General features: G+C 65.7%; 16 protein-coding genes. 4 read left to right on the top strand and 12 right to left on the bottom strand.

What is annotated here, in order from left to right:
- Window positions 1–62: 62 nt before the first annotated feature.
- Window positions 63–1,334, bottom strand: a complete 1,272-nt coding sequence (locus JMJ54_RS07995; protein WP_203537624.1) for a D-amino acid dehydrogenase — start codon at window positions 1,332–1,334, stop codon at window positions 63–65.
- 144 nt (window positions 1,335–1,478) lie between these two features.
- On the opposite strand from JMJ54_RS07995, the gene JMJ54_RS07990 reads away from it, so the two are divergent.
- Window positions 1,479–1,982 carry an MgtC/SapB family protein gene (locus JMJ54_RS07990; protein WP_203537623.1) on the top strand — a complete coding sequence of 168 codons (504 nt, stop codon included), beginning with the start codon at window positions 1,479–1,481 and terminating at the stop codon, window positions 1,980–1,982.
- A gap of 6 nt (window positions 1,983–1,988) precedes the next feature.
- On the opposite strand, the gene JMJ54_RS07985 is transcribed toward JMJ54_RS07990, so the two are convergent.
- The 6 genes from JMJ54_RS07985 to JMJ54_RS07960 form a co-directional block, all read right to left on the bottom strand.
- Window positions 1,989–2,438, bottom strand: a complete 450-nt coding sequence (locus JMJ54_RS07985; protein ID WP_203537622.1) for a GNAT family N-acetyltransferase — start codon at window positions 2,436–2,438, stop codon at window positions 1,989–1,991.
- A 190-nt stretch (window positions 2,439–2,628) separates the two neighbouring features.
- Entirely contained in the window at window positions 2,629–4,014 is a 1,386-nt protein-coding gene (gene argH / locus JMJ54_RS07980; RefSeq protein WP_203537621.1) for an argininosuccinate lyase, read from the bottom strand.
- Between the two features lie 103 nt (window positions 4,015–4,117).
- Complete coding sequence (locus JMJ54_RS07975; RefSeq protein WP_238999980.1) at window positions 4,118–5,491, bottom strand: 4Fe-4S binding protein; 1,374 nt, start codon at window positions 5,489–5,491, stop codon at window positions 4,118–4,120.
- A 3-nt stretch (window positions 5,492–5,494) separates the two neighbouring features.
- Window positions 5,495–6,313 carry an FTR1 family iron permease gene (locus JMJ54_RS07970; RefSeq protein WP_203537620.1) on the bottom strand — a complete coding sequence of 273 codons (819 nt, stop codon included), beginning with the start codon at window positions 6,311–6,313 and terminating at the stop codon, window positions 5,495–5,497.
- A gap of 67 nt (window positions 6,314–6,380) precedes the next feature.
- On the bottom strand, window positions 6,381–6,704 hold the full coding sequence (locus tag JMJ54_RS07965; RefSeq protein WP_203537618.1) for a cupredoxin domain-containing protein: 324 nt from the start codon (window positions 6,702–6,704) through the stop codon (window positions 6,381–6,383).
- A gap of 218 nt (window positions 6,705–6,922) precedes the next feature.
- Entirely contained in the window at window positions 6,923–7,453 is a 531-nt protein-coding gene (locus JMJ54_RS07960) for an iron transporter (protein ID WP_203537617.1), read from the bottom strand.
- Between the two features lie 227 nt (window positions 7,454–7,680).
- On the opposite strand from JMJ54_RS07960, the gene JMJ54_RS07955 reads away from it, so the two are divergent.
- Both JMJ54_RS07955 and JMJ54_RS07950 read left to right on the top strand, forming a co-directional pair.
- Window positions 7,681–8,343 carry an SPOR domain-containing protein gene (locus tag JMJ54_RS07955; RefSeq protein WP_238999979.1) on the top strand — a complete coding sequence of 221 codons (663 nt, stop codon included), beginning with the start codon at window positions 7,681–7,683 and terminating at the stop codon, window positions 8,341–8,343.
- Window positions 8,344–8,391: 48 nt separating this feature from the next.
- Window positions 8,392–9,036 (top strand): thiol:disulfide interchange protein DsbA/DsbL, encoded by a 645-nt coding sequence (locus JMJ54_RS07950; RefSeq protein ID WP_203537613.1) that lies wholly within the window; start codon window positions 8,392–8,394, stop codon window positions 9,034–9,036.
- A gap of 71 nt (window positions 9,037–9,107) precedes the next feature.
- On the opposite strand, the gene JMJ54_RS07945 is transcribed toward JMJ54_RS07950, so the two are convergent.
- From JMJ54_RS07945 to ubiU, 4 genes are all read right to left on the bottom strand, one after another.
- Window positions 9,108–10,217 carry a porin gene (locus JMJ54_RS07945; protein WP_203537611.1) on the bottom strand — a complete coding sequence of 370 codons (1,110 nt, stop codon included), beginning with the start codon at window positions 10,215–10,217 and terminating at the stop codon, window positions 9,108–9,110.
- Window positions 10,218–10,421: 204 nt separating this feature from the next.
- Entirely contained in the window at window positions 10,422–10,844 is a 423-nt protein-coding gene (ubiT, locus tag JMJ54_RS07940) for a ubiquinone anaerobic biosynthesis accessory factor UbiT (RefSeq protein WP_203537609.1), read from the bottom strand.
- A 2-nt stretch (window positions 10,845–10,846) separates the two neighbouring features.
- Window positions 10,847–11,722, bottom strand: coding sequence for a U32 family peptidase (locus JMJ54_RS07935; protein ID WP_203537607.1), 876 nt, complete (start codon window positions 11,720–11,722; stop codon window positions 10,847–10,849).
- Window positions 11,723–11,736: 14 nt separating this feature from the next.
- Window positions 11,737–12,738: a ubiquinone anaerobic biosynthesis protein UbiU gene (ubiU, locus tag JMJ54_RS07930; protein ID WP_203537605.1), complete on the bottom strand. Its 1,002-nt coding sequence runs from the start codon at window positions 12,736–12,738 to the stop codon at window positions 11,737–11,739.
- Between the two features lie 296 nt (window positions 12,739–13,034).
- On the opposite strand from ubiU, the gene gnd reads away from it, so the two are divergent.
- Window positions 13,035–13,946, top strand: coding sequence for a phosphogluconate dehydrogenase (NAD(+)-dependent, decarboxylating) (gnd, locus tag JMJ54_RS07925; protein WP_203537603.1), 912 nt, complete (start codon window positions 13,035–13,037; stop codon window positions 13,944–13,946).
- Between the two features lie 73 nt (window positions 13,947–14,019).
- Here the strand turns inward: gnd and JMJ54_RS19185 are convergent, their stop codons facing one another.
- Window positions 14,020–14,448, bottom strand: coding sequence for a tetratricopeptide repeat protein (locus tag JMJ54_RS19185; RefSeq protein WP_238999978.1), 429 nt, complete (start codon window positions 14,446–14,448; stop codon window positions 14,020–14,022).
- Window positions 14,449–14,504: the final 56 nt, after the last annotated feature.

Below are 14,504 nucleotides of genomic sequence, written 5' to 3'. Positions count from 1 at the left end.
GCGGAATGTCTTCGATACGCCGATTTTACCCGAGCCCGCCGCGAAGCTCCGGATACAACGGTCTACGATTTCTCCGCCCGGCTGTACCGGGCCGGCGTGTAGTCGCGCGCCGGCAGGGCCGCCGGCCGGTCGAGCATCAGGTCGGCCAGCAGCTGCGCCGAGCCGCAGGCCATGGTCCAGCCCAGCGTGCCGTGACCGGTATTGAGCCACAGACCCGGCACGCCCGAGGCCCCGACCAGCGGCGTACCGTCCGGCGTCATCGGCCGCAGGCCGGTCCAGGCTTCGACCTCGGCCAGATCGCCGGCATCCGGGAACAGCTCGGTCGTCACGCGCTTGAGCACGGCGACACGTTCGGGCCGGATGCGCAGGTCGAAACCGGCCACTTCGGCCATGCCGCCGACACGCAAGCGGGTGTCGAAGCGCGTCAGCGCCACCTTGTTGGTTTCGTCGAGCACGGTCGAACGCGGTGCCGCGTCCGGATCGGTCAGCGGCAGCGTGATCGAGTAACCCTTGACCGGGTAGACCGGCAGCGCCAGCTTCAGCGGTTGCGCCAGCGCACGGCTTGCGCAACCGGCGGCCAGCACCACGGCATCGGCGACCAGCTCCTCGCCATTGGCGAGCCGGACACCGGCGACCCGGCCGTTGCGGTACAGCAGCGCGGCAATGTCGCTGCCGTAGCGCGTCTGCACGCCTGCACGGGCCGCGTGCTCGGCCAGCCGTTCGGTAAAGCGGCGGCAATCGCCGGTTTCGTCGTTCGGCAGCCGCAGGCCGCCGGCAACACGGTGGGCCACGCGCGCCAGCGCCGGTTCGTGTTCGAGCACGCCGGCGACGTCGAGCAACTGGTGCGGTACGCCGATGCGCTCGAGAATGGCGGCATCGCGCCGCGCCGCGACCAGCTGGGCCGGATCGCGCAGCAGCTGCAGCGTGCCGAGGCTCCGCTCGTCGTAATGCAGGCCGAGTTCGGCGCGCAGGCTGCGCAGGCAGTCGCGACTGTACTCGGCCAGCGGCACCATGCGCGCCTTGTTGCGATCGTAAGCGGCGTGGCTGCAGTTGGCGAGCATCCGCGCCATCCAGACCAGCTGGAACCACGAGCCGTCGGGACGGATCTTCAGCGGCGCATCGCGATCGAACAGCCAGCGCAGCGCCTTGAACGGAATGCCCGGTGCCGCCCACGGCGCGGCGTACCCCGGCGAGACCTGACCGGCATTGGCAAAGCTGGTGCCGAGTGCCGGCCCCGGCAGCGCGTCGAGCAGCGTCACCGTACAGCCGGCCCCATTCAGGTAATGCGCGCTGCTCACACCGATCACGCCCGCCCCGACCACTATCACCTTCATTCCAGACCCTCGCCAGCACGCCGTTTCGGCGTAGCATGTATTCAGACCTTCAATGTCGGCGATTCCGCCGCCGCCGCCCATCAGGGGAAGCCGCTAAGGTGCCGACCCGAGGCCGGCACCCACCTTCGTCAGGGTAGCCATCCCATGAACTGGACGCTGGAAACCGAACTGTTTGTCCGGCTGTGCACTGCGGTGCTGATCGGCGGGCTGATCGGCATCAACCGCTACCTGCACCGCAAACCGGCCGGTGTGCGCACGCATGCGCTGGTCTCGCTCGGCTCGGCACTGGCGGTACTGCTGGTGTTCCGGCTGCCCGGCGCCGATGCGCAGGCGTATTCGCGCGTCGCGCAGGGGCTGATCACCGGCATCGGCTTCCTCGGCGCCGGCGTGATCCTGCACCATCCGCAGAAGTACCGTGTTCAGGGACTGACGACCGCCGCGTCGATCTGGGTCACGGCGATCCTGGGCATGGCCTGCGGTGCGGGCATGGGGGGACTGGCGCTCGGGGTCATGCTGCTCGCGCTGGTGGTGATCAACTTCGGCGGCAGCCTCGAACGGCTGGCCGAGCGCCGGCTGCGCCGCTGGCGCGAGGACGATGCCGACCTCGATCACGAACGGCGCCAGCAGGACCGGCGCGACAAGGCCTGAGCGCGATCAGGCCCGGATCATGTCGATGTGCAGGATGTCGTCTTCGAGATAGGGCTCGCCGACCGGTTCGAAGCCGTGCATGGCATAGAAGCGCTGCAGCCTTTCCTGCGCCCCGATCCGGTTGCCGGCCCCCGGGTACAGCGCGGTCGAGTGCGCCAGCGCCTCGGCGACCAGCTGATGCCCTGCTCCGGTACCGCGCGCGGCCGGGGTGACGATGACACGACCGATCGACGGTTCCGCGTACTTGGCGCCGGGCGGCAGCAGCCGCAGGCAGGCGACGATGGACCCGCTTTCGTCGGTGCCGAGCAGGTGCTGTGCAGCCTGATCGTGGTCGTCGAGTTCCGGATACGGGCAGGTCTGCTCGACGACGAACACGTCGACGCGCAGCTTCAGATAGGCGTACAGCGTTGCGGCATCGAACTCGTCAAAACGGTACCAGCGCCAGTTGATCGTCATAGTGGGATCCAAATGCAAACGGGCCGCAAAGCGGCCCGTGATTGATACTGCTGGGTGGTGCAGTCGGCAGACAAGCCAAAGCAGATTGTGCTCGCCCGAAGCACAGGCACCGGAATGGACATGTGGTCCATGAGGATGCCGAGCACCGGACGGGTGCAAGCTGCGCAGGCACCGCCGCCGAATGGACCGCTCAGGCCAGCAGCGCGCGCCAGCGGGCGACCTGCGCCCTCACCTGCACCGGCGCAGTACCGCCAACGTGGTTGCGCGCAGCGAGGCTGCCCTCGGCGGTCAGCACTTCGGCAACGTCGTCGCCGATCAGCGGCGAGAAGGTCTTGAGTTCGACGATGGCCAGCTCGGACAGGTCGCGTTTCTTTTCCTCTGCGTAACGCACCGCCAGCGCAACGGCTTCGTGCGCATCGCGGAACGGCAGGCCCTTCTTCACCAGATAGTCGGCCAGATCGGTCGCGGTTGCGAAGCCCTGCTTGACCGCGTCCTTCATCGCCTCGGGCTTCACGGTGATGCCGCGCATCATATCGGCGTAGATCCGCAGCGTGTCGCTCAGCGTGTCGACGGTGTCGAACAGCGGTTCCTTGTCTTCCTGATTGTCCTTGTTGTACGCCAGCGGCTGCGACTTCATCAGCGTCAGCAGGCCGATCAGGCTGCCGTTGACGCGGCCGGTCTTGCCGCGGACCAGCTCGGGCACGTCCGGATTCTTCTTCTGCGGCATGATCGAGCTGCCGGTACAGAAGCGGTCGGCGATGTCGATGAAGCCGAAGCGCGGGCTCATCCACAGGATCAGTTCTTCCGACAGGCGCGACAGATGGGTCATCGTCAGCGCGGCCGCGGACGTGAATTCGATCGCGAAGTCGCGGTCGGACACCGAGTCGAGCGAGTTCTGCGTCACGCCGTCGAAACCGAGCAGCTCGGCAGTGTAGACGCGGTCGATCGGGTAGGTAGTGCCGGCGAGCGCGGCCGAGCCGAGCGGCAGCAGGTTGACGCGCTTGCGGGCATCGGTGAAACGGTCGGCATCGCGGCCGAGCATCTCGACGTAGGCGAGCATGTGGTGGCCGAAGGTCACCGGCTGCGCCACCTGCAGGTGGGTGAAGCCCGGCAGCACCGTCGACGCATGTGCATCGGCCAGATCGACGAGCGAGCGCTGCAGTTCGCGTACCAGACCGACGATGGCGTCGATCGCGCCGCGCAGGTAGAGGCGGATGTCGGTGGCGACCTGGTCGTTGCGCGAACGGCCGGTGTGCAGGCGCTTGCCGGCGTCGCCGATCTTGTCGGTCAAGCGGCGCTCGATGTTCATGTGCACGTCTTCGAGGTCGACCGACCATTCGAACGTGCCGTTGCGGATTTCGTCGAGGATCTCGGCCATGCCGCGCTGGATTGCCGCGAGGTCGTCGCCGGAGAGTACGCCGACCTTGTTCAGCATCGTCGCGTGCGCCAGCGAGCCCTGGATGTCGACCTCGGCCATGCGGTTATCGAAGGTCACCGAGGCGGTGTAGCGCTTCACGAGTTCCGAGACCGGTTCGTTGAATCGGCCGGACCAGGTTTTGTTGACGGCGTCCTGCATGGCTGTATCCCGAGAGTACTTGAGCTTCAAACCTGCGGATTATACGGATGTACGGCGCGCTCGGGGCAACACCCCGTCGGGATGCAGCGGTTTTCTTACGGCCTCACCAGCCGATGAAGAACAGCCACCATGCATACACGAATGGTGCGAGGCCGGCCGCATACACCGCCATCGCCGGCAGCCGTGCCAGCACGCCGGCGCCCCGCCGGCCGGCAACGCGCCACGCCAGCCTCAGGGTCCACGCCAGACCGAGCGCCAGCAGGGTGAAGCGCGCGTCGTTGACCCAACCGGTGCCCATGCCTTCGTGCTTGAGCAGCGTGACCGTCGTCGCAGACAGGCCGAGGAAAACGCCACAGCCGGCAGTCGGGATCAGCGCCTGCGCCAATCGGTGCACACTGTCCTTGTTGCGCTGCGGCAACAAACCGTCGGCGATCTGCAACGCCAGATACAGCAGGCCGCCGACGACCGCGGCCGTCGCGGCGATGAAGCCGAGGATGGCCGCACCGTCGAGCCAGCTGAAACTGTCGTTCACTTCCGGGTAGTGCGTCAGCAGCCACCACGGCGCCGTATCGTTCAGCGGCCAGAGGATGTCGCGGTCGATCAGCCATTCGGCGACCCACTGCTTGGCGGCAACCAGCCACGGGCTGGCGCTCCACAGGAAGGCACCGAGCGCGATGCCCATCATGCCGAACACCAGCAGCGCGGTCTGCCAGCCGTCGCCGTGGGCGACATCGACGATCTCTTCCTCGGGAGAGCGCGCGGTGAGCGCGATCGCGTCGCGGTGGCCGGCACAGCGCCCGCACATGTGGCATTCGGCCGCGCCCTGCATGTGGCGCAGCGGCACCAGCGGCGCACAGTTGATCGGAATGACCTTTTTGCCCGAACCGGCGAAATCGCGCCACTTCTGCTCGTCGACCTTGTAACGCCACGGCGCGAGTTTGGACAGCAGCTGGAACACGCCGTTGACCGGGCACAGGTAGCGGCACCAGATCCGCTTGCTGCGGCCGTACCAGAAGCCGATGCCGATCGCCGCGACGGTCGAACCGCCGAGCACCAGCAGCACCGCCAGCGGGTACTGGTAGACGCTGACGAGCTGGCCGTAGATGGTGGTACAGGCGAAGGCCACGAAGGGCCAGCCGCCCCAGCGTATCCATTTCGGAATCGGCCGGTTGCGGCCGCGTTCGCTCATCCACTCGGCCAGCATGCCCTCGGGACAGAACCAGCCGCACCACGCGCGCCCCATCAGCGGCATCGACACCAGCACGAAGGGCCACCAGATGCCCCAGAAGGCAAACTGGGCGGCCACGGTCAGGTTGTTGAACACGTGCGCGGTTTCGTCGGGCAGCGGCAGGAACACCGGCACGACGATCAGGAACACGTAGACGGCGACGACGCCCCACTGCAGCATTCGCAGCGCCGCCTTGTGGTCACGCAGGAAGTCGCCGAAACGGGCGACGCGGAGCGGCATCGCACTCATGGTTTACGCCTTGCGGCCGACGCGGCGCAGGAAGCCGACTGCGGCAATCCAGTACGCCAGCCACACTCCCAGCACCAGCAGCGCCGGGTGCGAGCGGTAACCGGCAAAGTCGGCGAACAGCTTGCCGACGCCGGCCGAGTCGTCGAGCAGGTGCGAGCTGTCCCAGAGCGGATCGACCAGCCCTGGCAGCGCGCCGATCGACACGAGGCGCTCGAGCCCGCTGACCAGCAGCGCGCCGGCAAGCAGCAGCAGCAGGATTTCGGTGAACTGGAAGAAACGCCGCCAGGTGAAGATCCTGCCGCCGAGCTGCAGCAGCCAGAACGTCGCGAACGCCAGCAGCAAGCCGGCCAGACCGGCTGCGGCATAGCCGAGCATCTGGCTGCCGTCGGCACCGGCCACGGTACCGTAGAGAAAAACAACCGTTTCACTGCCTTCGCGGCCGACGGCAATCATCACCAGCACCAGCAAACCCCACCAGTTCTGCTGCTGCACCCGCTCGCTCATGCCGCTTTCCAGCTCGCGCTTGAGCGTGCGGCCGTGCTTCTTCATCCAGTAGACCATCTGCACGATCAGCGCCGCAGCCACCAGCGCCATGCCGGCCTGAAAGTATTCCTGGCCATCGTCGGACAGGAACTGCGAAATGCCGAGAATGCCGAGTGCCAGCAGGCCCGAAAGCGCCAGGCCGGCTGCAACGCCGCCCCAGAGGAAGCGCAGGCCGCGCTGGCCAGCAGCCGGGCTGGCCTTGAGCCAGGCGTAAAGGATGCCGACGACGAGAAGCGCCTCGACACTTTCGCGCCAGACGATGAACAGTACCTGATCCATGCTGAATCCTTGGCCGTCGCGAATGCGGCGGCGTCACGGTCGCGGCCGGAGGCCACGACGGAAAACCTTATTTGACGACGACGGTGCCGCGCGCCTGCGGGTGGAAGTCGTCGAAGTACACGTATTCGCCCGGGCTGGTGGCATTGACGACGACAAAGGACGTCACGCCGGGGCCAAGCACTTTTTCCTTGCGCAGCTGGATGCTCTCGAACTCGGCCGGCGACTTGCCGGCATTGGTGATCTCGATCTTGAAGCGCTTGCCGGCCGGCGCTTCGAAGCGCGTCGGCGAAATCGTACCGTCCTTGATCGTGACCTTGAACGTCGGCAGGTCTTCGGCATGCGCGCCGGCCATCAATGCCGTCGCGGCCAGGGCCATCCAGAACTTGTGCATAGTCTTTTCCATTCAAACCTGTCGGATATCGCTCCGCATCTTACGGCGATCCGCCCGCCCGCTCGGTGACGAATCGTTCCGCGTCCGGCGGGCGCAAAACGGCTCTCAAGCCGGACCTGCATCAGCAGGCAGACGCGCCAAGGCAGATCGCGCTCACCCGTAGTACAGACACCGGATGAACGCGCGCTGCGCAGGTGCGGCCGCCTTGCACGGCGGGCTTAGTAGCCGCCCTTCTTGCCGGTACCGGCATAGGAGAACTCGTAGTTCAGCTCGAACGGCTTGAACCACGGGCCGACACCGGTTTCCTTGTCGACGTGGCGACCGAAGTGCGCCATCGGGTTCTGCGACGGCGGCAGGATCGTGTACTTCAGCTTGTACTTGCCCGGGCCTTCGAGCTTGACGTTGTCGCCGTAGTGCGGACCGTCGCTGGCAACCATCGGCATGAAATCGCCCTTGATCACGTTCTTGCTGCCGACCTTCTGGATCTCGTACTTGACCAGCAGGTAGGGCATCCACTCGCCTTCGGCGAAGCCGTTCGGGTTGTCCTTGACCGCATGGATGTCGGCCTCGAGGTGGACGTCGGACTTGGCCGCGTCGAGCATCATTCCCGGCGGGTCCATCTTCACCGGCTGCAGGTAAACGGCACCGATTTCCATACCGGCCTTGATGGCCGGCTTGCCGATCGGGTACTCGGCGGCAAATGCGGACAGCGGCAGTGCCAGAGCAGCGGCAACGATCAGACGTTTCATCAAAAGTTCCCCTTGGGTGAGCGAAATAACAATTGCAAGTGTACGCCCAAGGAAACGATCGAGACGCGTTCTCGTTGACGGCCGGCAGAATTCACTATTTGCGGCGCAGCGTCCGGTGCAACACCGGGGATGGCCCGTATAATCGTCCGGCTCGACTTTGCCCGATAATATGGGGCAGGGTGGCACAGCCCACCCGCACTGGAGAAAACGCCAAGATGGCAAGAGACATGAAGAAATCGCGGGCAAGCAGTAGCCGGAGCGGCGGCGGTGGATCACTGGTCACCGGTCTGGTCGTCGGCCTGCTCGGCGGCGTTGCCGTTGCCGTCGGCGTTGCGCTGTTCCTCAATCGCAGCGACAGCCCGTTCACCAAGAAGGACGTCACGCCGCCGGACGCGATCGGTTCGGCCCCGCAGCCGACCGCCAAGCAGCCCGAAGTGCTGCACCCGGGCGGCAACAGCTCGAGCGCGCCGGCGCTGCCGGAAACCGCCAAGCCCGCCAGCGCACCGGCCGAGGCCAGCGGCGCCGAGCGCTTCGATTTCTACAAGGTCCTGCCGGAACTGAACAAGAACGACAACAAGCAGGCGGCCGAAGACACCAAGCCGACACCCCCGGTCAAGAAGCCCGAAACCACCCCGCCCGCCAAGGTCGAAGCCCCGAAGGGCGCCTATCTGCAGGTCGGCGCGTTCCAGAACGAGCAGGAAGCCGACAACCTCAAGGCCAAGCTGGCGCTGGTCGGCGTCGAGGCGACGATCCAGTCGAGCAGTTCGGCCGACAAGGGCTTGTGGCATCGTGTTCGTATCGGCCCGTTCACCAATCTCGCCGACCTCGACAAGGCGCGCGCCCAGCTCAAGGGCAGCGGGATCGACAGCACCGTCGTCAAAGGGAACTGAGCGCCGCGACGCGACTCAGACCCACCACCCAATCAGGAGAGAACAACAATGATCAAACGCTGGATGACGGGCCTGACCTTCGCCCTCGTCGCCGCCACCGCGGCGCACGCCGATGTGCGCGAAGGCACCGACTACAAACGCCTTGCAACGCCGCAGCCGGTGGCGCAGGCCGGCAAGGCCGAGGTCATCGAGTTCTTCTGGTACGGCTGCCCGCACTGCTACAAGGTCGAACCGTACGTCGAGAGCTGGGCCGCCAAGCTGCCCAAGGACGTCAATTTCCGCCGCGTGCACGTGATGTGGCCGGGCCGCAACGACATGGAAGGTCACGCCAAGCTGTTCGCGACGCTGCAGCAGATGGGTCTGGAAGCCAAGTACCAGCAGGCCGTGTTCGACGCCGTTCAGCGTGACGGCATCGAGCTGCGCCGCGAAGGCGATCTGTATCCGTGGATCCAGAAACAGGGCATCGACGTCGCCAAGTTCAAGGCCATCTACACCGGCTTCTCGACCAACGCTGCCCTGGGCAAACTGTCCGAGCTGACCAACCGCTACAAGATCGACGGTGTGCCGACCTTCATCGTCAACGGCAAGTACGTGACCAGCCCGGGGATGATCGGCCGTGAAGACGGCACGATCACCAAGGTGATCGACGAACTGCTGGCGAAAGACAAAGCGGGCGCCAAGGCCAAGAAGTAAGCCGGTACGGGCACCAGTAAAAAGGGCGACCGGAGTCGCCCTTTTTTCATGCCTGCGGCCCGCGGAACCGGTCAGAAATCGGTGTAGGTCCCGAACAGCACGCGGTAGGTGTCGGCGTCGTTGGTGTACGACGGGTTGCCCGGACCGTCGGCGCCGACGGCACCATGCTTGTCGTTCATCGTGTAGTGGAGGTCGGCGTAGCCGCTGGTCTTCTTCGACAGGGCGTAGGTCCAGCGCAGTGCGAACGCGTTGCTGGCGCTGTCGTCGATCTTGTCGCCGTTCACGTCCTTGGCATCCCAGAAGTAGCTGTAGGTAAAGCCCAGACGGTTGTTGCCGAAGGTGTACAGCGCCTGCAGGAAGGCATTGCTCTGCTCGGCGCCGCCCTCGACGACGGTCACGACACCCTCGCCCTGCGCTTCCTGTTTCCACCAGCGGTAGCCGGCGGCCAGATCGAAGTCGCCGAACTTCACCCGGCCGGCGCCAAAGGCGAACTTGTCCTTCTTGCCGTCGGTGTTGGCCACCTGGCTGCCGCTGACACCGCTGGTTTCCGGTCGCGACTCTTCGTAACCCGCGTCGACGCGGAAGGCCTGCGCTTCGTACCCCAGCAGCACTTCGTAGGTATACGACTGCGACTGCCCTTCGCGCTCGTTGAGCTGATCACGGAAGCTGTACTGGCCGGCGATGCTGAAACCGGCCAGGCTCGGCGAGTAGTAGGTGATCGAGTTGGTCGGGTTGTAGTAGATCAGGCCCGGATCGTCGATGTACTGGCCCGAACCGTCGAGCGCATACGTGCCGTCGAGGCGGTTGTAGATCGGCGAGAACGATTTGCCGAACTGCAGCTGACCCCAGTCGCCACGCCAGCCGCCCCACGCTTCCCGGTTGCCCCAGGTCCGGCCCGAGCCCATCGAGTTGACCGAATTGCCCTTGTCGGCTTCGCTGCGGTAGTTCTCGGCGCCGGTCCAGATTTTCCAGATCACCTCGGAGCCGTTGTCGAGCTTGTCGGCGCCGGTGAAGAAGAGGCGCGGCTCGACGTCGAGTTCGAACTCGCCCTTGTAACCCTCGGCATTGCTGTCGTGGTAGAGGATGTCGGCCTCGATCGACCCGCCGATGGTGACTTCGGCTTGCGCCAGTGGCGCCGACAGCGCGGCAGCGACGAGGAGAACGGAGGGTTTGAGTTTCATGGCAGCTTTCCTGTTTATGACAACACGGTAATTGAATGTCATTTTCGGTCAGCGTCCGTCCCACCCCCAAGTAACGGTTTTTGTTATGTTGCCGTCATGCAACATGAACGGCTTATAAAAAATCCATAAAAATCAGCCATGTAGCCGAGAAATTTCCAGTACATTCCGCGGTTTTGCACGACAACCGGCAGCCCCCTTTGTGACTCAGGTCGTGCGCGGATGAAACGGCAGCAACGCGAGCAAGGGTTCCCAGTCGGTTGCGTCGAGCAGGTTTTTCAGCTGCAGGCCCAGCTCGGTATCACCGGAGATCGTCAGCCGGCGCTGGAAGAACAGCGTATCCGGATCGGCGTTGCGCCGGGCGATCGCCCAATAGTCGGCAAACGATGCGGTAAAGGTCACGTCGGCCGGCGGCGCCTCGCCGCGAAAGCGGATACCCGAAAAACCGATCGTCACGCCACGGCCCATATCGGCGACTTCGAAACGGATGCGCTTGTCGGCCAGCCAGCCGAAATCCTCGTCGGGCCAGAGCCGGCGCCGGACAAGATTGAGCGCGAAGGCCAGCGTCCGGCTCGGCGGGGCCTCGGGCAAATGGCGCAGCAGCGGAAACAGCATGCCGGTCAGTGTCATGGTCAATGCTCCTGTATCGGATGAATGCCGGCCTCGCCGCGCCAGTAGCCGTCGACCCAGCCTTCGGGGTTCCAGCGTGCCGCGTCGGCCGTCGCCGGCCTGCCGGCCAGTTTCGCCGCATAGGCGGCGACGATTTCACCGGTGTGGTGCTGCTGCGGACTGATGCGCAGCGCGTCGATTCCGGCGAGGTCGCCCAGGTCGTGCCACAGCGCGTGACAGGCCGCCGACATCGTCTGGATACCGTTGATGCACAGGAAATCCTGCCCCTCGCGCGTACTCATCGTCAGCCCATCCGGATGGTCGATGCACTTGAACTCACACGCGTCCTTGTTCAGGTCGTAGTGCCGGGCGGTGAAACAGCGCGCCGAAAAGGCCAGCGGCAAACGGCCGTGGGCAAACACCTCGGTTTCGACCACAGCGGTCTTCTCGGCGACGATGGCGGCGACGGTGTCGCGGCTGGCTTCGAGCGGAGGCAACCAGCGGCTGGCGCCAGCTTCGGCAAACCAGTCGAGCGTCGGGCCGTTGTAGATGTTCAGGTGCGGGCCGGCGACGAAGGGCCGGCCGGCATCGCGGGCGAGCTTCACCGCGCCGAGGTCGTTGGCTTCGATGGCAAACCCCGACTCGATCAGCTTCTTCAGCCCGATCAGGTCACCTGACGATTCGAGCAGTGCCTGCGAGCTGAGCACGACCGCTTTTCCGGCGCCGGACAGATCGGCGGCCAGCGCCAGCCAGTCGGCCAGCTTGAGTTCGTGCCGCCGGGCGCAGACGACTTCGCCGAGGTAGACGGTATCGACCGGCCAGCCCGCGGCTTCGGCATAGAAATCGAGCACGGTCTGGCGCGGCCAGTAGTAAAGCAGCGGTCCGAGTGTCAGTTGCATGCGTTGTTTCTCCATCAGCGCCACGGCCGGTTGTAGGCGCCCAGCGTCTGCTGGTGGCCTTCGGACAGCGGCGCGAGCGCGTCGAGCCACGCCGGCTTGACGCTGTAGCGGGCATCGCCTGCGGCATCGATCGCGGCGCGCAGCGTTTTGGTCACGGCGGTCACGTAGGCCGGGCTGCGCTGGCGGCCTTCGACCTTGATCGCGGCAACGCCGATGCGCATCAGCTCGGGCAGCACCGCCAGCGTGTTCAGGCTGGTCGGCTCCTCGAGCGCGTAATAGGTATCGCCTTCGACGTCGAAACGGCCCTTGCACAGCGTCGGATAACCGGCGGGCTCGCCTTCGGCATAACGGTCGATCAGGATGCCGGCGAGCCGTGCGTCCATCGCCTTGCCCTGCGGCTCCCAGCGTACGAAGCCGGCCGGCGAACACACGCCGTGCGTGTTCGGCGACTGGCCGGTCGCGTAGCTGCTGAGGATGCAGCGACCTTCGGCCATCACGCACAGGCTGCCGAAACCGAACACCTCGATCTCGACCGGCGTCTTGCCGATCACCGACTCGACCTGCGGCAGCGTCAGCACGCGCGGCAGCACGGCACGCCGCACGCCGAAGCACTCGTGCGCCAGATTGATCGCGTCGGCGTTGGTCGCCGAGCCCTGCACCGACAGGTGCAGACGCAGTTGCGGATGGGTACGGTGGGCGTACGCCAGCAGGCCGAGGTCGGCGAGGATCACCGCATCGACGCCCAGATCGGCGGCCCGGTCGATTGCGCGGTGCCATTCGGCCAGCCGCCCGGCCTGGGCATAGGTATTGATCGCGACCAGCACCTCCCGGCCACGACCGTGCGCGTAGGCCACGCCGTCGCGGATCTGCGTGTCGCCGAAATTCAGGCCGGCGAAATTGCGGGCGTTGGTAGCGTTCTTGAAGCCGAGGTAGACGGTATCGGCGCCGTGGTCGATCGCGGCCTTCAGCGCCGGCAGACTGCCGGCAGGGCAGACGAGCTGCGGCTTGGCGGACATGGACTCTCCTTGCATTTGGGGCAAGAACATAGTCCAGCGGACGCCAGCGTGGCTTAACCCAGATCAAGCTTTAACGCGGTGTTGCACCACGGCGTAGCAAACTGTTTGCCACTACGGGCCATCCCCGATGCGATAATTCCCGATGCGTCGGCTGCGGCCCCGGTGTCAAACTAGTCGTTTGAGCGGCACCATAGACCGCAACCGTGATGCGGCACCCCAGCGGTGCCCCCTGCCCCTGTGGGCCCGACAAGCGCCAGATGCCTTGTCCCGCCCCGTAACAGAATAAGGACAACTGCATGAACATCGGACTCATCGGCCTCGGCAAAATGGGCGGCAACATGGCCCGCCGTCTCGCCCGCAGCGGCGCTACCGTGTTCGGCTTCGACGTCAGCGCGGACACCCGCACCCAGCTGTCGGCCGAAAATACCAATATCCGTACCTTCGACTCGGTCGAAGCCCTGATCGCCGAACTGCCGGCACCGCGCGTCGTCTGGATGATGCTGCCGTCGGGCGAGATCAGCGAGTCGATGTTCACCCGGCTCAAGGGCCTGCTGGCCGCGGGTGACCTGGTCGTCGACGGCGCCAACGCCATGTACAAGGACAGCCAGCGCCATGCGACCGAACTGAACGCCGCCGGCTTCAAGTTCGTCGACGCCGGCGTATCGGGTGGTGTCTGGGGTCTGGCCAACGGTTACACGATCATGCTCGGCGGCGACAAGGATGCCGTAGCGCAGGTCGAACCGTTCATCAAGCTGCTGGCACCGGGTCCGGATCTGGGCTGGATCCACTGCGGTCCGGCCGGCTCGGGCCACTACACCAAGATGGTCCACAACGGCATCGAGTACGGCATGATGCAGGCCTTCGCCGAAGGCTTCGCGCTGCTCGAAGCCAAGAAGGACTTCGACCTCGACGTCGCCGAAATCGCCGAAACCTGGCGTCACGGCTCGGTGGTGCGCTCGTGGCTGCTCGACCTGACCGCGGCATCGCTGAAGGAAGACAGCAAGCTCGACGGCCTGCAGCCTTACGTGACCGACTCCGGCGAAGGCCGCTGGACCGTGCTCGAATCGGTCGAACTCGGCGTACCGGCACCGGTCATCGCCAGCGCGCTGTACGCCCGTTTCGCCAGCCGCGGCAACGACGACTACGGCATGAAGCTGCTGCAGCTGATGCGCAATGCCTTCGGCGGCCACGCCATCGCCAAGAAGTAAGCACTGCCATCAGGACCGGACGGGCTCGACGCCCGTCACATGCAAAAAGGCCGCGGCAGCGGCCTTTTTGCATTCAGCGCCACGGGCACAGCACCATGCAGGCGAACAGGCAGGGGAAATGCCGCAACATCAGCGTATGGGCCTCGGCATCGCCAGCCAGCCAGCCACGCGCAAACCACTGCCCGGCCAGATACAGGCGGACATCGCCGCTGGCCTGCCTCGTCGCCACCGTCCGCCCACGCAAGGCCATCATGCCCAGCGGCCGGAAGCTGCCCGGATACTGCTGCGCGGCGGCGCGACGCAGATAGCTTTCCGCGCTGGCGTCGTCGCGCGGCAGATGCCGACCGCCGAGCAGCAGCACCCCGATGTTGTAGCACGCAGCCGGGTGGCCGACGTCGGCCAGCCGGCGAAACCGACCGACCGCATGATCGCGCGTGGCGGGTTCGGCAAACTCCAAGCAGGCACCGCGAAAATCCTCAGCGATCGACTCGGGCGCACCCATCCTCGGCCTCCAGTGTGTCCGGACATTGTCGTTGCACGACGCGGGGTGCACTATCG

The organism is Jeongeupia naejangsanensis, from assembly GCF_016865585.1.
GTDB lineage: Bacteria > Pseudomonadota > Gammaproteobacteria > Burkholderiales > Chitinibacteraceae > Jeongeupia > Jeongeupia naejangsanensis.
Note: the sequence above shows the minus strand (reverse complement) of the source record. Positions and strands in the feature narration are given on the sequence as shown.